Genomic DNA, 20,296 nt, shown 5'->3' with positions numbered 1-20,296 from the left:
TTAATGAACAAACTATTTATCCTGATAATGATGCTATTCTGCGCAGGCGAAGCAATGGCAGAATGTACATACTCTGGTAGCATCCAGCGTCAGGTATTAACTATTTCGCCACGTATTGCATTAGATCCCTCTATTCCTGTGGGGGCTGTGCTCTATTCCAAGAAATTGGGTACCGGAACCTACAAAACCTTTACCTGCAGTAAGACGATGAATGACCAGTATATTATTGATTCAACATCGGCAGCCGTTGCCGGAGTTACCGGGCTTCAGGGTAAGCCGGTATACGAGACCGGTATTGATGGCATTGGTTATCAGGTTTCGGATCTTCTGCTTAGCAAGAATGGTTCATTGGTGCCAGCAGTCGTCGGCTCTACGGTTGTGCCCGTTGAAAGCACCATGGGAGGAAAGAACTATGAATTCATCACCGTGTGGCTGATCAAAACCAAACCAACCATTGATACCAATGGTACGAGCATCAATCCCGTAATCAGCTTCTCCGCAGGTAATCTACAAACGAACCCTAAACCTAACGATCGATTGCTATACCAAGCCACCATAAAGTTATCTAATTTGAATTATAAGAATACGTCTTGCGATGTATCAGTTGCTGGTTCCAGTCAAATAAAGTTGAAAAGCATCAGTAAAGATAATTTGATGTCAGTTTCTCGTGGCGGGATCACGCCATCACAAAAAACCATCACCATGAACCTTAACTGTCCGCAAGAATCACTTGGCACAACGGTAAACTACTGGTTTAACCCTGTAAGTGGCGCAAGCGCATCCGGCAATGGCATCATGGACAACCAGCTTACAGGAACGGGGGCAGCTCAAAAAGTCGGCATCATTATCAAGCGCGCTAACAGTCCGGTTGAATTCTACAATGCAGATGAATATCAAATTGCTAACGTTAAATCTTCACAGTCGTTTGACTTCACAGCTGATTACTATCGTTCCAGTGACAATGCAGCAGAAGTAACCTTAGGCAATGTTAAGGCTGCATTGCAGGTTGTAATACAGGAACAATAACATCAATATGGCAGTAATGAATCCGATGCAGGTAGTTTAATACTACCTGCATTATTTTTATCATCATCCATAAAATTCCATATTCCCTAAAACTAAAACCTGTATCCAGGATATAAATCGTTTTTATATACCTCCTAAAATAACACTCATTGGATTCAATCATAAATATCGTCAGTCGCTATAATGGATAATGAATTCATCAATAATTCACGTTAATTCAGTTGATAGCAATCCTAACCACCGATACCTTTCCTTCGCCGGTTACGACTAATCGTAGTAACGGTAATTTAAAATCAGAGTTATTAATTAAAGGAATAAACATGAAAGAATTATCTGTAATGGAAATGGATGCAATCTCCGGTGGCCGCTATACCTGGAATTTCTCTTCTGTCAGCAATGCAGTTACCTCCGTGGTAACTAACGGTATTTCCGCAGTTGCAGGTATTGTAGGTGGTGCAGCAGCTGGTGCAGCTATTGGCACTGTTATTGGCGGTGCTCATGGCGGCGATGGCGGTGGTATTCTTGGCGTGGGGTCAATCGGTCAAGGGGTTGGTATGCTTTATGGTCTCGCAGCGGGCGCCGTAATTGGTGGAGTCGCTGGCGGGTTGGCGGGCTTTGATGACGTATATAATTATGCGACAGACTTCATCGAAGGGGCAATAGACGGCACCTTCACTCCTTGGGCCTAATACTATAATTTGGTTTTAAATATAAAGGTCCGCAATGCGGACCTTTTATAATGCCAATAATACCAGATGACACTAAAATTAATAACTCACTATCTTTCTAAACGAAACCAAAAGTAACACATAATGTTGAATAATATTTATCGCAAGGAAGCGGTTGAATACAAAAATAACCACTGGAAGGGAAAAGCACTGCTTTTGGCTGGCCTTCCCGCGTGGATAATACTGTTACTCTCAATGTTGTTTTTAATCATACTGATAACAACAATGACTTTCTGTACTTTCACCCAACGAATTGATGTCCGTGGCGAGGTTATTACGCTGCCGCACTCCATCAACGTTTTCGCCCCTCAACAGGGCTCAGTTGTTAATCAATTTGTAAAAATTGGCGACTTAGTCAAAAAAGACTCACCGCTGTATGAAATTGATGTATCGAGAAGTACTTCCAGCGGTAACGTCAGTGTCACACAAATCGGCGTCATCAACGAAAAAATAACCAACTCACAGGGAATCATTGAAAAGCTGACCCGAAATAAAAATGAAACCGTTAGTGCCATCGAGGCTCAACTGAAAACCGCTGCTGAATCATTGAAAGAAACCAACCGAATGCTGAACAACACTCTGCTCGGTTTGAAAAAAATGCATGACAACCTGTCAAGCTATGATGGTTACCTAAAAAAGGGTTATATCACCAAAGATCAATATAACTACCAGCACTCACTTTACTTCCAGCAACAAAGCGCTTATCAGTCGTTGGTGAGTCAAAAAATGCAACTTGAATCTCAGCTAACTCAGCTCAATAGTGACAAAATTACTAAAGCCGCTGACTTCGATAATCAAATATTAAACCAAAACAACCAGACTAATGATTACAGAAATCAACTCGTTGAATCAAATGCAAGCGGCAATTTGATAATAAAAGCAATGACCGAGGGTCGTATCGATTCGTTGTCGGTAACCAAGGGGCAAATGGTTGATAATGGGAGTAGTCTTGCACAAATAAAGCCATCTGGAAATATCGAGTATTACCTGATTATTTGGTTACCAAACAATGCCATTCCTTATGTAAAATCAGGTGACACAATCAACATTCGCTATGATGCATTTCCAGCAGATAAATTTGGTCAATTTCCAGGTCAGGTAATGTCAATTTCATCCATGCCTGCATCACGCCAGGAGCTGTCTGAATACACTAACGTTAACAATGGAACGACTCAGCAAGAGTTAGCCCTTTATAAAGCAATAATAAAAATAAAAAATAAGGAGTTTGAATATAACGGCAAAAAACTCAGTCTCTCCGATGGACTCAAAGCTCAGGCCATTATATTTCTTGAAAAACGACCTCTTTATATGTGGATATTCACTCCTTTTTATAAAATAACCCAAAGTATAAGCGGGCCTCTCGATGACTAACCATTTATATTCTAATATCTTATCTAAGATTGATTTTTCGCTGCGGAAAAAGACCCCTGTAATATTGCAATCCGAAGCAACAGAATGTGGCATTGCCTGTCTGGCAATGATCTGCAGTTTTTATGGTCAGCATATCGATCTATTTAATTTCCGCCACCATTACGGTAGCCCTTCGCAAGGTTCAAGCCTACTATCGCTAAGCCAGACAGCCGGGCAGGTAGGTTTAAAGAGCCGTGCGCTAACTTTAGATCTGGATGAAATCAAGCAGTTGAAGCTTCCCTGTATTATCCATTGGGAAATGAACCACTATGTCGTGCTGACTAAGATCGGTAAATCCAGCTTTATCATTCATGATCCATCATTAGGCAAACGCATCATTGGCCTACAGGAGATGTCTAACCATTTTACCGGCATCGCTTTAGAGCTCTGGCCAGATCAAAACTTTCAACAAAAAAAGGTCAAATCTCGGCTACGCCTATTAGACCTGATGAACAATATTGTCGGTTTAAAGTCTGTACTGCTTAAAATTTTTGCTTATTCCATCGTGATCGAGGCAATCGGTTTGCTACTGCCAGTGGGGACTCAATTGGTTACCGACCACGTCATCATGGCTCACGATCAAAATTTATTATCGATTATTTGTATAGGGCTCGTTTTTTTTACATTATTCCGAACATTTATCAGCATGTTACGATCATGGACTTCATTGACGCTAAATACGCTGACCAATATTCAATGGAAAACATCATTATTTGACCACCTAACCAACCTGCCCTTGTCATTCTTTGAAAAAAGGCACCTCGGCGATATTCAATCCCGTTTTTCATCACTAGATACGATTCGCTCGACTTTCACAAGCAGCATCGTAACCGGGATTATGGACTCAATCATGACTGTCGGGCTGCTTATCATGCTCACACTGTACGGCGGCTGGTTAGTATGGGTCGTGGTTGGCTTTACCTTTTGCTATGCACTAATGCGATTGCTGACTTATCGTTTTTACCGCCGCGTTGCTGAAGAGCAGGTCGTGAAAGGAGCGCGTTCCGGTTCTCACTTTATGGAGTCACTGTATGGTATTGCAACAATCAAAGCGCTCAATCTTCAAGAACGTCGCTCTCAGCACTGGCTAAATCTCAATATTGACGCCTGTAATGCCGGTATTAAACAAACACGATTTGATATGCTGTTTGGCGGTATAAACACCCTCATTACGTCAATCGATCAAGTAGTCATACTGTGGCTTGGCGCAATTATGGTCATCGATAACAATATGACGCTGGGTATGTTTATGGCATTTAATGCCTATCGCGGTCAGTTTTCTCAGCGAGCGTCCAGCCTTATCGATCTTTGTATGCAGCTGAGAATGCTGTCGTTACATAATGAACGTCTTTCAGAAATAGTGTTCAGCGAACCGGAAAAATCACTGCCCCCACGCCGCGTATTTTCTGAAGACACAGGCGCTCGGCTTGAGATCAAAAATCTTAGCTACCAATACGATCCTTTTTCACAACCCATTATTTCAAACTTGAACCTCAACATAGCGCCTGGTGAATCGGTTGCGTTAATCGGGCCATCTGGCGTGGGAAAAACAACGCTTCTAAAAATTATGTGTGGCCTATTGTCACCGACACAAGGAGATGTACTTGCGGATAATCTCGACATTCAAAAAATAGGCTTAAACAATTACCGGCAGGGAATATCGTGCGTACTTCAGGAAGATCGCCTGTTCTCAGGGTCGTTGATTGAAAACATTAGCGGTTTTGATGATAACGTAAAAATGGAATGGGTCATTGAATGCGCCAAACATTGTAATATCCATGATGAGATTATAAAAATGCCGATGGGATATGAAACCATCGTGGGTGAACTTGGCCTTGGTATTTCTGGAGGGCAGAAGCAACGAATTTTAATTGCCCGTGCTCTTTACCGTAAACCCAGCATTATTTTTATGGATGAGGCCACCAGCCATTTAGACCTGAATAATGAATCGGCTATCAATCGCTCAATTTCGAGCCTAAGTATCACCCGAATTATCGTTGCGCATAGGCCATCAACCATTGCTTCGGCCGATCGCATCATCGACCTATCACAAAACCACTCGATGTAGACTGAACATCAAATCTGGAAAGGAAAATCCTATGCAAAATACGATTAAAGGTATCAATACAGCAGTTATTAAATATGAGAACCGCTTCTTAGCTTTACTCATAAAAACTCAGCAATCAGACGGTCGATATCAGCATTACTATCTTCAGGTTCCTGAATTAACCTCACTACTGATGATTTTGCGTAATCGTATGGCCATTGTCGCAAAACGTCTCATTTTTGAAGGGGAGATATATGGGAAAAACCTCCGCGCCTACTCTGAAGCATTGGTTAGTCATACACCTAAAATAGAGACAGAGGAACTGCAACAGCCCAACCCTGAAAGACGGGTAATGTCACTTATGCTAAAGCCAGGCGAATCCATCTCAACCCTTATCGCAACGTTGCAGAATGACATGATTGCACTTTTGTATATTGACGATATGTTGGCAGGACCGCTGATCGTGGCCATCCAGCAGGCATTAATTCATGGCGGCGAAACAGAGCTTATTCAATATTGTGCTTCAACGGTGAACCACCTGATGCTTTATACCTCTAGTCTGAGTAATAGCGCCCCCATGAATTATCAGCAGTATCCACAGGATGATTGGAAACAACGGCTATTTACCCATCATCTTGCAATCTTATTTTGCTTTAGCACAGCAGAAGGGGAAAAAATACTTTCTGGCGCGATAATCAGAACGAGCGCAGAGCATCCTTCGGAGGAGGAGAATAATATTGTGATGCATACTCTGGAGAAGTATCCAATGCTTCAGGCTACACGAGATGATAAACGGGCTTGCCAAATTTTTAGCCGCGTCATATCCCCCCAACCTGAAAAAATTCTCACGCGGGAAGAATGTCTGAGGTCATTACATGCCTTTTATCTCGATACGCAGGCCTCTTTGAATGCCTGAGCCGTTAAGCCTCTCTCCATTTTCACAGAGGGAGGCTCGGTATATCAGTTCGGGCACTTATAAACCTGGCCGTTCATTTCGCTATCGGTAGGAACGAAGCTAGACAGCACGCCTTGGGTCGGGCTGCTTACACCATAAATCACGTTACCACCCAGCTCAGCCGCATGATTACGCAGCGCGTTCGCAGCCCCACGCATGGAGCCACCTTCCGCGCCTTGCTGGCCAGAAAGCCAGTTACCCTGAGTCCCCGTTGCAGTCCCCATCAACTGGCATTCAGCACCGGGTTTATCTTCCACAAAGCGGACATTCTGGCCACCCGCGGTTAGCTCCGTCGTAGAGCTACAGCCAGCCAATAACAACGTTGCGCCGACAATCCCTGCTAAAAATTTTACCTGCATGTTATTCCCCATAATCAATGAGCTGGACGCATGTCGTCCGTGTGTAAACCTTATACTAAAAAGATGACCAAAAGAAAAACCCCCGAACATTTCTGTTCGGGGGTTTCTTGATGCTATGGGGTATAGCGCACGATTACATCATGCCGCCCATACCGCCCATGCCACCCATGCCACCAGCTGCGCCTAAATCAGGAGCGTCGCCTTTAGGCAGGTCGGTCACCATGCATTCGGTGGTGATCATCAGGCCAGCAACGGAAGCGGCGTACTGCAGAGCAGAACGGGTCACTTTAGTTGGGTCCAGGATACCCATGTCGATCATGTTGCCGTATTCTTCGGTTGCTGCGTTGTAACCGTAGTTGCCGTCGCCCGCTTTCACGGTGTTAGCCACTACTGAAGGCTCTTCGCCGCAGTTCAGAACGATCTGACGCAGTGGAGCTTCCATTGCGCGCAGCGCAACTTTGATACCCACGTTCTGGTCTTCATTCTGACCACGCAGGTCACCCAGTTTGGACGCTACGCGAATCAGCGCAACACCACCACCGGCAACCACGCCTTCTTCAACCGCAGCACGGGTCGCGTGCAGAGCATCGTCAACGCGTGCTTTTTTCTCTTTCATTTCAACTTCGGTCGCTGCACCAACTTTGATAACTGCAACGCCGCCAGCCAGTTTCGCTACGCGTTCCTGCAGTTTTTCACGGTCGTAGTCAGACGTTGCTTCTTCAATCTGCTTACGGATCTGAGCAACGCGGCCCTGAATCGCAGTTTCTTCACCCACGCCATCGATGATGGTGGTGGTGTCTTTGTTGATCACAACGCGTTTTGCCTGGCCCATATCTTCCAGGGTCGCTTTTTCCAGCTCCATACCGATCTCTTCAGAGATAACAGTACCGCCGGTCAGAGTTGCGATGTCCTGCAGCATAGCTTTACGACGGTCGCCGAAGCCAGGTGCTTTAACCGCAGCCACTTTCACGATGCCACGCATGGTGTTAACCACCAGGGTAGCCAGCGCTTCGCCTTCAACATCTTCCGCGATGATCAGCAGTGGTTTGCCTGCTTTCGCAACGGCTTCCAAAACTGGCAGCATTTCGCGGATGTTGGAGATTTTCTTGTCAGCCAGCAGGATGAATGGGCTTTCCAGCTCAACAGCACCGGTTTCTGGTTTGTTGATGAAGTATGGGGACAGGTAGCCACGGTCGAACTGCATACCTTCAACCACATCCAGTTCGTCTTCCAGGCCAGTGCCGTCTTCAACGGTGATAACGCCTTCTTTACCAACTTTATCCATCGCTTCAGCGATCAATTTACCCACGGTTTCGTCGGAGTTAGCAGAGATGGTACCAACCTGAGCGATAGCTTTAGAGTCAGAGCAAGGTACGGACAGCGCTTTCAGTTCTTCAACGGCGGAAGCGACAGCTTTGTCGATACCACGTTTCAGATCCATTGGGTTCATGCCCGCAGCAACGGCTTTCAGACCTTCAGTGATGATCGCCTGAGCCAGCACGGTTGCGGTGGTGGTACCGTCGCCTGCAGCATCGTTCGCTTTAGAAGCAACTTCTTTCACCATCTGCGCGCCCATGTTTTCGAACTTGTCTTCCAGTTCGATTTCACGTGCTACGGAAACACCATCTTTAGTGATGGTTGGTGCGCCGAAAGATTTATCCAGAACCACGTTACGGCCTTTAGGGCCCAGGGTTACTTTAACTGCGTCTGCCAGTACGTTAACGCCGCGCAGCATTTTCACACGAGCGTCGTTACCGAATTTTACGTCTTTAGCTGCCATGTTCTTAATTCCTCAAATTCGTACAGTTTCGTGCGTAAAAATTACGCTTCAACAATTGCCAGGATGTCGCTTTCAGACATGATCAACACTTCTTCATTGTCGATCTTCTCAGATTTCACGCCGTAGCCGTCGTTGAAAATCACGATGTCACCAACTTTAACGTCCAGCGGCTGCACAGTTCCGTTTTCCAGAATGCGGCCTTTACCGACAGCGATGATTTCGCCACGAGTTGATTTAGCTGCCGCAGAACCGGTCAGGACGATGCCGCCAGCAGATTTGGTTTCAACTTCTTTACGTTTGACGATCACACGATCATGTAGCGGACGAATACTCATTGATAGCTCTCCTTTGAGAAAGTCATTATCAGTTATGGATGACGCCGGGCCGTACACGGTTTTCCGGCTAGTGCCAGAGAGATGGGGGTGTTCTCTAGCCCTTCAAGGGGGAAACCTAAAAAAAATTTTCTACACCTGCGCAATCACGATAAATCACTGAAATACGGACTGACTACAGCACAATGGCGCGGGGCTATCTCCCTCACTGATGTGGTAAAATTACGCTCTTTTTCAAGGGTGTGGACGAAGGGTATGGCGGAACTCAAACAGGAGCTGAGCTTAGCTCAGGGAATCGGATTACTATCGACGTCGCTGCTGGGCACCGGCGTTTTTGCCGTACCGGCACTGGGCGCGCTAGTGTCTGGAAACAACAGCCTGTGGGCATGGCCTGCATTGATTGTATTGGTGTTTCCAGTTGCGATTGTGTTCGCCCTGCTCGGCCGACATTTCCCCAGTGCTGGCGGCGTCGCCCACTTTGTTGAAATGGCGTTTGGCCCGCGATTGGCGCGCGTCACCGGCTGGCTCTTTCTCTCCGTCATCCCCGTTGGCCTACCCGCCGCCTTGCATATTGCCTCCGGTTTCACTCAGTCGCTATTCGGCTGGCATGGCTGGCAACTGCTGATGGTAGAAGTCGCCACATTAGGCATCATCTGGTGGCTGGGCTCACGTGGCGCTAGCTCCAGCGCCAATATTCAGACGCTGGTTGCCATTATGATTGTCGCGCTGTTGGCCACCATTTGGGTTTACGGCGATATCTCGCTGAAAGAAATTCCTTTCCCGACGCTCACTGACATCGACCATTCACAGCTGTTTGCCGCGTTATCGGTGATGTTCTGGTGCTTTGTTGGCCTTGAGGCCTTCGCTCATATGGCCTCAGAGTTCCGCAACCCTGAACGCGATTTCCCACGGGCTCTCATTATCGGTCTGCTGCTGGCTGGCGCAGTTTACTGGGCCTGTACCGTTTTGGTGCTGCGTTTTCATGCCTATGGCGCGGCGAATACCGCAGCGGCGTCGCTGCCCACTATCGTCGTGCAGCTATTCGGCGTCAAAGCTCTGTGGGTAGCAAGCGTCATCGGTTTTCTCGCCTGCTTTGCCAGCACCAATATTTATATCCAAAGCTTTGCCCGGCTGGTTTGGTCGCAGGCGCAATATACACCCAGCAGCTATCTGGCGCGTCTATCGCCTAATCACGTACCGCGCAATGCGCTGAACGTAGTGATTGGTAGTTGTATGGTCAGCACGCTGGCGAGCTATTGGCTCAATATCAATCTTGATGCGCTGATCATCTATGCCAACGGCATCTTCATTATGATTTATCTGTTGTGCATGCTGGCGGGCTGCAAACTGCTCACCGGGCGTTTCCGGATGCTGTCGGTCATTGGCGTAGCGCTGTGTGTCATGCTGCTGGCGATGGTGGGCTGGAAGAGTCTGTATGCCATCGTGATGCTGTTTATGCTGTGGTGGCTGCTGCCCAAGCGGCGCATTGTCACAGCGTAAAAACAAAAAAAGCCGGATAGCTATCCGGCTTTTTCATCGTGATAAAACGATTACGGGCGATTATCGTCTTTGTGGTCAATTTGGTCAGGACGCTCGTCCTTGCGCTGATATTCCCCGTCAAAGGTCTGCCCACTCGTCGTCCCGCCCGCGAAACCGCCACCCGGCATACGATTAAAATGCAGATAAGGCATCAGCTTGACGGTCAGATGCTTCTGAACCGGGGGCAGCAACAGTATCAAACCGAGGAAATCGGTAAAGAACCCTGGCAGCAGCAGCAGCAAACCGGCAAGGATCAGCGATACGCTTTTGATCATCTCCGCCGCCGGGCTTTCACCCGCCTGCATTTTTTCCTGCATCAGCATCAGGTTTTTGAAGCCCTGGTTACGCACCAGCGACATGCCGATAACCGAAGTAAAAATAACCAAAATCAATGTCATCAGGACGCCAAACACATGGGCGACCTGGATAAAAATAGATATCTCGATGTAAACATAGAGAAATATTGCGATTAACGGTATCCAGCGCACTGGCATCTCCTGTGAGGTAAACAACGCGTAAAACGCGCCTGCAGCGATTCATGATTCTGCACTAGATTTAAATGGTGGTGGATCGCTGCTTTTCAATCAACTCAGATGGATAATTTTGTCAACAATCGTCAAGCGGTGATTCATTTCACAAATCAATAATTCTTATCGGGTTCACCAGATAATAAGTGATCCAGATAACTGCAATCCGCTATCATCAGCATATGATCATGGACACCGGGCCGATTAAGGAAATAATCTGCGGTAAGAAAAGCGCATGAATTCAAAAATCCTGCGTACTTGGTGAAATCATTGGCAGCTCGCAAAAAGAAGGTTCACATGCTAAACAACATTCGTATCGAAGAAGATCTGTTGGGTACCAGGGAAGTTCCTGCTGACGCTTACTACGGCGTTCATACTCTGAGAGCGATTGAAAACTTTTACATCAGCAACAGTAAAATCAGCGATATCCCTGAGTTTGTTCGTGGGATGGTCATGGTGAAGAAAGCCGCGGCAATGGCGAACAAAGAGCTGCAAACCATTCCGAAAGGCGTTGCCAACGCCATTATTGCTGCATGTGATGAAGTCCTGAATAACGGCAAATGCATGGATCAGTTCCCAGTCGACGTCTACCAGGGCGGCGCGGGTACCTCCGTGAACATGAACACCAACGAAGTACTGGCCAACATTGGTCTGGAACTAATGGGCCACCAGAAAGGTGAGTACCAGTTCCTTAATCCGAACGACCACGTCAACAAGTGCCAGTCCACCAACGATGCTTACCCAACCGGTTTCCGCATCGCGGTCTACACCTCTATTCTGAAACTGATTGATGCTATCCATCAATTGGGCGAAGGTTTCCAGCGTAAAGCCGTCGAATTCCAGGATGTGCTGAAAATGGGCCGCACCCAGCTTCAGGACGCTGTACCGATGACCCTCGGTCAGGAATTCCACGCTTTCAGCGTTCTACTTAATGAAGAAACTAAAAACCTGCTGCGCACTGCAGAACTGCTGCTGGAGGTTAACCTCGGCGCAACAGCAATCGGCACGCGTCTGAACACTCCGGATGGCTACCAGCAGTTGGCGGTGCAGAAACTGGCTGAAGTCAGTAACCTGGCCGTTGTTCCAGCGGAAGACCTGATCGAAGCGACGTCTGACTGCGGCGCCTACGTAATGGTGCACAGCTCGCTGAAGCGCCTGGCGGTGAAAATGTCGAAGATCTGTAATGACCTTCGCCTGCTCTCCTCCGGACCACGCGCGGGTCTGAACGAGATCAACCTGCCAGAACTGCAGGCTGGCTCGTCTATCATGCCGGCGAAAGTGAACCCGGTTGTTCCAGAAGTGGTAAACCAGGTGTGCTTCAAAGTTATCGGCAACGACACGACGGTCACCATGGCTTCCGAAGCGGGACAGCTGCAGCTGAACGTCATGGAACCGGTTATCGGCCAGGCGCTGTTTGAGTCGGTCCACATCCTGACAAACGCGTGCTACAACCTGTTAGAAAAATGCGTTGACGGCATCACCGCTAACAAAGCAGTGTGTGAAAGCTACGTGTATAACTCCATTGGTATCGTCACCTACCTGAACCCGTTCATCGGCCACCACAACGGCGATATCGTCGGTAAAATCTGTGCCGAAACAGGGAAAAGTGTACGTGAAGTGGTACTGGAACGCGGGCTGCTGACGGAAGCGGAGCTGGACGATATCTTCTCCCCACAAAACCTGATGCATCCGGCTTACAAAGCTAAGCGATACACTGATGAAAGCGAACAGTAGTATTTCAGGCTAAATCAACGAGGCATGTCATGATGACATGCCTTTTTTGTTTCTATAATTCACGAAAACACAACAATTACATATCAATCTGGTAAACAAGGAAGGCTAATATGTTTGGAGCAGAACTGGTCATTGTGCTTCTTGCCATCTATTTGGGGGCAAGGCTCGGAGGAATAGGCATCGGTTTTGCCGGTGGCTTAGGCGTTTTGGTATTAACGCTTATCTTCCAGATACAACCCGGCGCGATCCCCTTTGATGTTATCGAAATCATCATGGCGGTTATCGCTGCCATTGCCGCGATGCAGGTCGCTGGCGGAATGGATTACCTGGTCAGCCTGGCAGAGCGCATGCTCCGCCGTCACCCGAAATATATCACCTTCCTGGCACCCTTGGTCACCTGGTTTATGACCATTCTGGCAGGTACCGGTCATACGGCGTTCTCCACGCTGCCCGTCATTACCGAAGTGGCAAAAGAGCAGGGTATTCGCCCTTCCCGTCCACTCTCTATCGCCGTCGTGGCCTCACAAATTGCGATTACCGCTTCGCCAATCTCTGCGGCAGTGGTGTTCTTCGCCGGGATCCTCGAACCCATGGGCGTCAGCTACCTGACGCTACTGGCCATCTGTATTCCCGTCACATTAATTGCCGTACTGCTCACGGCCGTGGTGTGTAACTTCCTTGGCTGCGAGTTGAAAGACGACCCGGTGTATCAGGAACGTCTGGCAAAAGGCGAAGTCCGCCTGCGCGGTAGCCAGGTCTTCGAGCTGAAGCCACACGCAAAACGCTCCGTACTGTTGTTCCTCATCGGTATCGTGGCGGTGATGTTCTACGCCACCGCAATCAGCGACACCGTCGGTCTCATTCAGAACCCGGTACTGCCGCGTAACGAAGCCATCGTGGTATTCATGCTGACTATCGCAACGCTGATTTGTATCACCTGTAAAATCGATACCGGCGAAATTCTCAATGCCAGCACCTTCAAATCCGGTATGAGCGCCTGCGTGTGCGTGCTGGGTGTCGCATGGCTGGGTGATACCTTCGTGAAAGCGCACATCGCCGACATCCAGGCGGTAGCGGGCGACCTGCTGCACAACTATCCATGGCTGCTCGCGGTGGTCCTGTTCTTTGCCGCAACGCTGCTCTATTCCCAGGCGGCGACCACCAAAGCGCTGATGCCTGCCGCGCTGATGCTGGGCGTGGCACCACTGACCGCCATCGCCTCTTTCGCGGCGGTCTCCGCGCTGTTCGTTCTTCCGACCTATCCAACGCTGCTGGCGGCGGTGGAAATGGATGATACCGGCTCTACCCGTATCGGCAAGTACGTGTTTAACCACGCGTTTCTGATCCCCGGCGTGATCGCTATTACCCTATGCGTGATCCTCGGTTTTATCTTCGGCGGCCTGATCCTCTAACCGCCTTAGCCTGTAAAAATCGTTAAAGTCGGGCCGCTCTGCGGCCCGACGCATTCAACCCCGCTAACTCACCGTGCTATAGTGCTTCTTTTCATCGATACGAGGTGACAATGAGTACTCCCGACGCTGTTGTGGTTCTCTGTACTGCTCCTGATGAAGCGACCGCCCAGGACCTGGCGGCGAAAGTATTGGCTGAAAAACTCGCGGCATGCGCCACCCTGCTGCCCGGCGCAACATCGCTGTACTACTGGGAAGGGAAACTGGAACAGGAGTATGAAGTACAAATGCTGCTGAAAACCGATCTCGCCCACCAGCAGGCGCTGCTCGACTGCCTGAAGGCTCACCACCCGTATCAAACGCCCGAACTCCTTGTTTTACCCGTAACTCACGCAGATACCGATTACCTCTCATGGCTCAACGCTTCCTTACGCTGATCCTGCTGCTGTGCAGCGCATCAGCCTCAGCCGGGCTGTTTGACGCGCCCGGCCGCTCTAATTTTGTGCCTGCCGACCAGGCATTTGTCTTTGATTTTCAGCAGAATCAGCACGATGTCAGCCTAACCTGGCAGATGAAGGACGGCTACTACCTGTATCGTAAGCAGATTCAGGTGACTCCAGCCAACGCCGACATCACGCCACTGCAGTTGCCGAACGGCGAATGGCATAACGACGAGTTTTACGGCAAGAGTGAAATTTATCGCCAGCGCCTGACTGTCCCGGTCGAGCTCACAGAAGCCTCGCAAGGCGCAACGCTGACCGTAACCTACCAGGGCTGCGCCGACGCTGGGTTCTGCTATCCGCCGGAAACCAAAACCGTGCCGCTCAGTGCCGTTGTGGCACAGGTACAAACACCGTCCTCCGGGGAAAATATCGGGCTGAAGCCCACACAGGCTATTTCTCCTGACGAGGAAATCTCCAAAGCGGAAGCCGAACAGACGTCACCCCCCCGCCCCTCTGGGAAGAAGGGGAATCCCAGCGCTGACCTGCCATTCAGTGCCCTCTGGGCCCTGATTATCGGTATCGGCATCGCTTTCACTCCCTGCGTTTTGCCAATGTATCCGCTGATCTCCGGTATCGTCCTCGGCGGTAAACAGCGACTCTCTACCGCCCGGGCGCTGCTGTTGGCCTTTATTTACGTCCAGGGTATGGCACTCACCTACACCGCGCTGGGGATGGTAGTGGCGGCTGCGGGAATGCAGTTCCAGGCCGCGCTCCAGCATCCGTATGTGCTGATTGGCCTATCTGCGGTCTTCATCCTGCTGGCATTATCGATGTTTGGCGTTTTCTCGCTTCAGCTGCCGTCATCACTTCAAACCCGACTCGCCCTCATGAGCAATCGCCAGCAGGGCGGCTCAGCGGGCGGCGTATTTGCCATGGGGGCGATTGCCGGGCTTATTTGCTCGCCGTGCACCACCGCCCCGCTGAGCGCAATTTTGCTGTATATCGCCCAAAGCGGTAACCTGTGGTTCGGCGGCGGAACGCTCTATCTTTACGCGTTGGGCATGGGGCTACCGCTGATCATCGTCACCGTTTTTGGCAACCGCCTGTTGCCGAAAAGCGGGCCGTGGATGGCTCATGTCAAAACGACGTTTGGCTTTGTGATCCTCGCGCTACCGGTGTTCCTTCTGGAACGGATTATTGGCGACATATGGGGATTACGACTGTGGTCCATGCTTGGCGTCGCGTTCTTCAGCTGGGCATTTATCACCAGCCTCGGCTTAAGAAAACCGTGGCAGCGCATCGGGCAGATCCTGCTGCTGGCGGCGGCGCTGATTAGCGTACGTCCGCTGCAGGACTGGGCATTTGGCACTACCGCCACGCAGGCTCAGGCGCACCTGAATTTCACCCGTATCAGCAACGTAGAGACGCTGGACGCCGCGTTGGCCAACGCTCGTGGTAAACCGGTGATGCTCGACCTCTACGCCGACTGGTGCGTGGCCTGTAAAGAGTTTGAGAAGTACACCTTCAGCGATCCGCAAGTGCAGCAGGCGCTGCAAAATACCGTGCTGCTACAGGCAGACGTGACCGCCAACAGCGCGCAGGATGTTACGCTGCTAAAGCATTTACAAGTTCTGGGCCTGCCGACCATTCTCTTCTTTGACGAGAATGGCAACGAGCAGCCTGTATTACGGGTGACCGGTTTTATGGATGCCGCCGCGTTTCGCGCACATTTGCGCGAAAGCCAACCGTAGACAACACTTTTAGACGGAAAGCCGTCGGGAACGGAGGAGAATACCGTGCAACGCGAAGACGTATTGGGAGAAGCCCTACAGCTCCTGGAGCAAGAGGGGATTGCGAGCACCACGCTTGAAATGGTTGCCGAACGCGTGGATCGCCCGCTGGATGAACTGCGCCGTTTCTGGCCGGACAGCGAAGCGTTGCTGTATGACGCCCTGCGCTTCTTGAGCCAACAGGTTGAGACATGGCGCCGCAAGCTGATGCTAAACGAGGAAATGACCGCCGAAGAGAAGCTGCTGGCCCGCTATCCTGCGCTGACCGACTGCGTGACTAAAAACCGCTATCCTGGCTGTCTGTTTATCGCCGCCTGTACCTTCTATCCGGATGCCGAGCACCCCATTCACCAGCTCGCCAACCAGCAGAAGCAGGCCGCATTCCACTTCAGCCACGAACTGCTCACCCAGCTTGAAGTTGACGATCCCGCGATGGTCGCCAAGCAAATGGAACTGGTGCTGGAAGGCTGCCTGAGCCGCATGCTGGTTAATCGCAGCCAGGTCGATGTCGACACCGCACATCGCCTCGCCGAAGACATTCTGCGCTTTGCAAAATGCCGTCAGGGCGGTGCGTTAACCTAAGCCAACATTCCCGCCCACGCGGAAACCAGCAGGCATAGAGCCATCAGCCGCTGAAACCGCACCATCGCTACGGTGGTGCGGAAGACGCGGTTCACCGCCTTTCCTAATAGTGCCCAACACATCAAACACGCGATCGAAATCAGTAAAAACCACAGTGCCATCAGCACGATTTCGCGCAGCGCATGCGATCCACTCGGCGCAAACAAACTCACCACCGCCAACGCCATCATCCACGTTTTTGGGTTTATCACCTGCAACATTGCTGCCGCTTTCACAGTGAAACGGCGATGGGACTGGCCAGCAATATTCGCCGCTGGCGCACAGAACAGCTGCCAGCTCATCCAGCTAAGCCACAGCACGCCCGCCCAGCTCATCGCCTGACGCACCAGCGGATATTGTCGCAGCATTTCCCCCGCCCCCGCACCGGAGACCAGGACAATCGCGCTCGCCGCCACGCAGCCGCTGACCAGCGCTGGAATGGTCGCCCGTATGCCGCAGTGCTGACTGTTGTTGAGAATGAGGATATTGGTCGGCCCCGGCGTAATCGACGCAACGAAGGCAAACAGCAGGAACGGCATGATATTCACAGGTAACTCCTTATTATTGGAGTCCTGACTGTGCCGCTATTTTCTGGAAACGTCTGGAAGGTTTGTGCACAACCTACGGTAATGCGCTGGCGAGATACGATACGCTCGCTGGAACCAGCGGCCAAGATGGCTCTGGTCAGCAAAACCCAGGGTTGCCGCCACGTCCACCGGCTGCTCGCCCAGAGACAGCAGCTGGCGCGCCTTCGCCAACCGCAGCTGGATTAACCACGCATGCGGTGCCAGATGGAACTCGCGCTTAAAACTGCGGGTAAGCGTAAAGCGGTCGGTACCGGTCTCCCGCGCCAAGTCAGACAGTCCGATGTTATCGCCCATATGCGCATGCAAATAGTCCCGAGCACGATGGGCAATCGCCGCGCACTGGACGGCAGAAGGCAGCCGTTTCCGCCAATGGCAGTGCGAGGTCAGCTGTGCCAGCAGGTTATCCATACTGCTCTGCTGCACAATACGCATCTCATCGGTGTGTAGGGTATTGAATGTCTCGTTAATTGCCCGTACCAGCTGCGGTTCCCGTGTCAGCGTCTGGTTAAAATGCAGCGAATAGCTGTCCGGCGTGGTGTCATACAGCCCGCGCACCGTGTGAGTCAGCCAGCGTTCGTCAAGATAAAAAGTGAGATAGGTGAAACCACCAGCAATCGGCGCCTCTCCGTCATGAATCTCACCCGGCTCCAGCAAAAAGGCATCGCCGGGACAGCTACGGTGGCGCTCACGGCGGCAATGGAACTGCTGCGTACCGTTCAGTGTGATCCCCACCAGATAGCTGTCATGCCAGTGCGGGTCGAAGGCATGGCCTTCAAAGTGCGCTTTAATCGTCTCAATGCCCGTATCGGCATGCTGTCGCAGTTCAAGCCAGTCTTTCGTCGCCATTCAGCTCTCCTCTCGCCGCCAGCATTGACCGATATCCTCACCGCTGTCTGGAAGATTTGTGCAAACATGTGGCGCAAACGCGTAGATTGCCGCAATAGTAAGCAGTTGAACAGCTTTTCCATGAATTTGGTTGACGTGAGGGAGCGACTACGGTTTAATGCGCTCCGTTGCCCGGATAGCTCAGTCGGTAGAGCAGGGGATTGAAAATCCCCGTGTCCTTGGTTCGATTCCGAGTCCGGGCACCACTATTTAAAGAACCCAGCCTATGGCTGGGTTTTTGCTTTCTGGCATCTGGACTCTTCATCGAACTTCGTTCGATTATTCACCGCGCAGCGGCTCACCCCTTCGGGGCCAACGCGACAAGCGCGTTGTTCAACGCCTACGGCGTTAGTCCAAGTCCGGGCACCACTATTTAGAAAAACCCGCCTATGGCGGTTTTTTTGCTTTCTGGTATACGAACTCTTCATCAAACTGCGATCAATAACTTATCGCGCCTCTCCCATTCCGAACATTGCTTATAACCACTATTTCATCTTCAGATAATCTTCAGCTATAAAATACCTTGTACATCATTAAGATAACCTGCATTTCAATGAAAAAGTAACGTGTGAAAAATATAGAATCACATTAGTTACCAATTGAAACCAGTTAGCCCGATAAACCCCACTCCGCCTCACGTATTATTGCCCACGCAAGGACGTGCTCGCCTTTGTAGCCGCTGTAAACATAACGATTCAATTATGGGAAAGAAGATTACGATGAAAAAAATAGCAATGATGCTCGGCGCATGCCTATTACTGGTATGGGGATCGGCAAATGCCGCCAATGGCCAGGCAGTAGCAAAAGCCAAATCGGCCTGTCAAAACAACCCGACCCAGTGCTCCCAGGCAAAATCAGATGCCAAAAAAGAAGCCCAGGCAGCCAAAGACGCCTGCGAAAAAAACCAGAGCGCCTGTGATGACGCGAAAGCCAAAGCTAAAAACGCAGTGAAGAAATAAAATCGCCTACTCCGCGGCAGATTCCCCCTGCCGCGTTTTTGTTTATCGCTCCGCCCCTATCAGGCCTATACTCAAGCCCGTCAACTAAGCCCCTTACTGGCAACCTACCGCGCAGATAATCACAATAAAAAAGCCCGCCGGTTCCCCGACGGGCTAAACAATTTATGCATTAAAAAACACTCAGGATGGCGATTTTGGGATCGCTGTCAGCGTGCAGACCGCCTGCATCTTATCGCCACTGCGGGTGGTGATAGTCACTTCATCACCGGCTTTTTTGCCCTGGCAAGGCTGCACCATTTTTGTCTCAAAGTTCTGACGCATCTGCGCACGATTCGGCAGCGCCATGGTTTGGAAAGACACCAGCGCCGTAGCCGCCAAAATCACGCCTGTTACCATCGTTTTCATCTGCCGAGTTCCTTTCTTACTCATCTACTTAGTTCCTTTCTCAGGGGAGGTAAATAACCGCATCAAAAGTAGCAGCACTCCCTTATTCCAACTGTAACTTCGCATAACCAGGTGTTTCTACAGCGTGTTTTCGGAATTCAGCCCGTTTTCGATCGCCAAACACACCGCACCTTTAATCTGCTACCCTGTAGCCGCAGGCATCGCGACAACCGCCGTGCCACGCATCCTCAAGGTTCTCCATGGCCGTCAAAGAAAAGATCCTCCTTAGTGCTTGCCTGGCTGGGCATCACGTACGCTACAACTGTACCCACAAATCCTGTGATTCAGCGTTATTGCGGCAATGGCAAAATGAAGGTCGTCTGGTCACCCATTGTCCGGAGCTGGCGGCAGGGCTTGAAACGCCGCGGTTGTCGGCGGAGATGGTTAGCGGTCAAGGTATCGATGTATTAAGCGGGCGGGCGCAGGTAGTGGAAAGCGACGGGCGCGATATCACGCAGCCTTACGTACTGGCGGCCTGGCTAGCGTTAGAAACCGCGCTGAATCAGGGCTGCCGGTTTGCGATTATGACCGACGGTAGCCCCACCTGCGGTAGCCAGCACGTATACGACGGTTCGTTTAGCGGCGCGAAAGTGCCGGGCCAAGGGTTAGCAGCAGCGCTGTTGCGCCAGCACGGGATTGAGGTGTTCAGCGAATATCAGTTAGATACGTTAAAACAGCGGCTTGATGAGACCGAAGGGAGATAGACCGTACCGCTCCGCAG

20 protein-coding genes and 1 tRNA gene are annotated in these 20,296 nt (G+C 50.4%); 14 read left to right on the top strand and 7 right to left on the bottom strand.

Annotation, left to right across the window (positions count from 1 at the left end; genetic code table 11):
• Positions 1 to 3: 3 nt before the first annotated feature.
• From KP80_RS16120 to yjeJ, 5 genes are all read left to right on the top strand, one after another.
• A complete protein-coding gene (locus KP80_RS16120; protein ID WP_052284665.1) occupies positions 4 to 1,026 on the top strand; it encodes a fimbrial protein in 1,023 nt (340 codons plus the stop codon).
• Between the two features lie 320 nt (positions 1,027 to 1,346).
• Complete coding sequence (locus KP80_RS16115) at positions 1,347 to 1,715, top strand: hypothetical protein (RefSeq protein ID WP_052284664.1); 369 nt, start codon at positions 1,347 to 1,349, stop codon at positions 1,713 to 1,715.
• Between the two features lie 123 nt (positions 1,716 to 1,838).
• The gene (locus KP80_RS16110) at positions 1,839 to 3,125 is read left to right on the top strand and encodes an HlyD family secretion protein (RefSeq protein ID WP_052284663.1); all 1,287 of its coding nucleotides are present in this window, start codon (positions 1,839 to 1,841) and stop codon (positions 3,123 to 3,125) included.
• Complete coding sequence (locus KP80_RS16105) at positions 3,118 to 5,232, top strand: peptidase domain-containing ABC transporter (RefSeq protein WP_052284662.1); 2,115 nt, start codon at positions 3,118 to 3,120, stop codon at positions 5,230 to 5,232. Before KP80_RS16110 ends, KP80_RS16105 begins: the two co-directional genes overlap by 8 nt.
• 31 nt (positions 5,233 to 5,263) lie before the next feature.
• The gene (gene yjeJ / locus KP80_RS16100) at positions 5,264 to 6,127 is read left to right on the top strand and encodes a YjeJ family protein (RefSeq protein WP_052284661.1); all 864 of its coding nucleotides are present in this window, start codon (positions 5,264 to 5,266) and stop codon (positions 6,125 to 6,127) included.
• A gap of 44 nt (positions 6,128 to 6,171) precedes the next feature.
• Here yjeJ and KP80_RS16095 read toward each other — a convergent pair whose 3' ends face one another.
• The 3 genes from KP80_RS16095 to KP80_RS16085 all read right to left on the bottom strand — a co-directional run bounded on the left by KP80_RS16095 (position 6,172) and on the right by KP80_RS16085 (position 8,640).
• Positions 6,172 to 6,525: a DUF4156 domain-containing protein gene (locus KP80_RS16095; protein WP_052284660.1), complete on the bottom strand. Its 354-nt coding sequence runs from the start codon at positions 6,523 to 6,525 to the stop codon at positions 6,172 to 6,174.
• Positions 6,526 to 6,658: 133 nt separating this feature from the next.
• Positions 6,659 to 8,305 (bottom strand): chaperonin GroEL, encoded by a 1,647-nt coding sequence (gene groL / locus KP80_RS16090; protein WP_052284659.1) that lies wholly within the window; start codon positions 8,303 to 8,305, stop codon positions 6,659 to 6,661.
• 41 nt (positions 8,306 to 8,346) lie between these two features.
• Complete coding sequence (locus KP80_RS16085; RefSeq protein WP_003855929.1) at positions 8,347 to 8,640, bottom strand: co-chaperone GroES; 294 nt, start codon at positions 8,638 to 8,640, stop codon at positions 8,347 to 8,349.
• 252 nt (positions 8,641 to 8,892) lie between these two features.
• On the opposite strand from KP80_RS16085, the gene yjeH reads away from it, so the two are divergent.
• Complete coding sequence (yjeH, locus tag KP80_RS16080; protein ID WP_052284658.1) at positions 8,893 to 10,137, top strand: L-methionine/branched-chain amino acid transporter; 1,245 nt, start codon at positions 8,893 to 8,895, stop codon at positions 10,135 to 10,137.
• Between the two features lie 50 nt (positions 10,138 to 10,187).
• On the opposite strand, the gene KP80_RS16075 is transcribed toward yjeH, so the two are convergent.
• Complete coding sequence (locus tag KP80_RS16075) at positions 10,188 to 10,664, bottom strand: FxsA family protein (protein WP_052284657.1); 477 nt, start codon at positions 10,662 to 10,664, stop codon at positions 10,188 to 10,190.
• A 336-nt stretch (positions 10,665 to 11,000) separates the two neighbouring features.
• On the opposite strand from KP80_RS16075, the gene aspA reads away from it, so the two are divergent.
• The 5 genes from aspA to KP80_RS16050 all read left to right on the top strand — a co-directional run bounded on the left by aspA (position 11,001) and on the right by KP80_RS16050 (position 16,661).
• Entirely contained in the window at positions 11,001 to 12,437 is a 1,437-nt protein-coding gene (gene aspA, locus KP80_RS16070) for an aspartate ammonia-lyase (RefSeq protein ID WP_052284656.1), read from the top strand.
• Positions 12,438 to 12,547: 110 nt separating this feature from the next.
• Entirely contained in the window at positions 12,548 to 13,849 is a 1,302-nt protein-coding gene (locus KP80_RS16065) for an anaerobic C4-dicarboxylate transporter (protein ID WP_052284655.1), read from the top strand.
• A gap of 110 nt (positions 13,850 to 13,959) precedes the next feature.
• The gene (cutA, locus tag KP80_RS16060) at positions 13,960 to 14,283 is read left to right on the top strand and encodes a divalent cation tolerance protein CutA (RefSeq protein ID WP_052284654.1); all 324 of its coding nucleotides are present in this window, start codon (positions 13,960 to 13,962) and stop codon (positions 14,281 to 14,283) included.
• Positions 14,259 to 16,040 (top strand): protein-disulfide reductase DsbD, encoded by a 1,782-nt coding sequence (locus KP80_RS16055; protein ID WP_052284653.1) that lies wholly within the window; start codon positions 14,259 to 14,261, stop codon positions 16,038 to 16,040. The genes cutA and KP80_RS16055 overlap by 25 nt, the downstream gene beginning before the upstream one ends.
• A 45-nt stretch (positions 16,041 to 16,085) precedes the next feature.
• Positions 16,086 to 16,661 carry a transcriptional regulator gene (locus KP80_RS16050; RefSeq protein WP_052284652.1) on the top strand — a complete coding sequence of 192 codons (576 nt, stop codon included), beginning with the start codon at positions 16,086 to 16,088 and terminating at the stop codon, positions 16,659 to 16,661.
• On the opposite strand, the gene KP80_RS16045 is transcribed toward KP80_RS16050, so the two are convergent.
• On the bottom strand, positions 16,658 to 17,248 hold the full coding sequence (locus KP80_RS16045) for a LysE family translocator (RefSeq protein WP_052284651.1): 591 nt from the start codon (positions 17,246 to 17,248) through the stop codon (positions 16,658 to 16,660). The two genes, KP80_RS16050 and KP80_RS16045, sit on opposite strands and share 4 nt — an antisense overlap.
• Before the next feature lie 36 nt (positions 17,249 to 17,284).
• On the bottom strand, positions 17,285 to 18,133 hold the full coding sequence (locus tag KP80_RS16040) for an AraC family transcriptional regulator (RefSeq protein WP_052284650.1): 849 nt from the start codon (positions 18,131 to 18,133) through the stop codon (positions 17,285 to 17,287).
• A gap of 169 nt (positions 18,134 to 18,302) precedes the next feature.
• Between KP80_RS16040 and KP80_RS16035 the strand changes: the two genes are divergently transcribed.
• Together KP80_RS16035 and KP80_RS16030 are read left to right on the top strand one after the other, a co-directional pair.
• Positions 18,303 to 18,378, top strand: a tRNA-Phe gene (locus KP80_RS16035).
• Positions 18,379 to 18,891: 513 nt separating this feature from the next.
• Positions 18,892 to 19,131, top strand: a complete 240-nt coding sequence (locus tag KP80_RS16030; RefSeq protein ID WP_052284649.1) for a hypothetical protein — start codon at positions 18,892 to 18,894, stop codon at positions 19,129 to 19,131.
• A gap of 180 nt (positions 19,132 to 19,311) precedes the next feature.
• Here the strand turns inward: KP80_RS16030 and KP80_RS16025 are convergent, their stop codons facing one another.
• A complete protein-coding gene (locus tag KP80_RS16025) occupies positions 19,312 to 19,536 on the bottom strand; it encodes a hypothetical protein (protein ID WP_052284648.1) in 225 nt (74 codons plus the stop codon).
• Positions 19,537 to 19,775: 239 nt separating this feature from the next.
• Here KP80_RS16025 and KP80_RS16020 point away from each other — a divergent pair, with 239 nt between their 5' ends.
• On the top strand, positions 19,776 to 20,279 hold the full coding sequence (locus KP80_RS16020) for a DUF523 domain-containing protein (protein WP_052284647.1): 504 nt from the start codon (positions 19,776 to 19,778) through the stop codon (positions 20,277 to 20,279).
• Positions 20,280 to 20,296: the final 17 nt, after the last annotated feature.

It is taken from the genome of Kluyvera genomosp. 1, from assembly GCF_001266615.1.
Lineage (GTDB): Bacteria > Pseudomonadota > Gammaproteobacteria > Enterobacterales > Enterobacteriaceae > Kluyvera > Kluyvera cryocrescens_A.
This window is presented reverse-complemented; position numbering and strand designations above follow the sequence as displayed.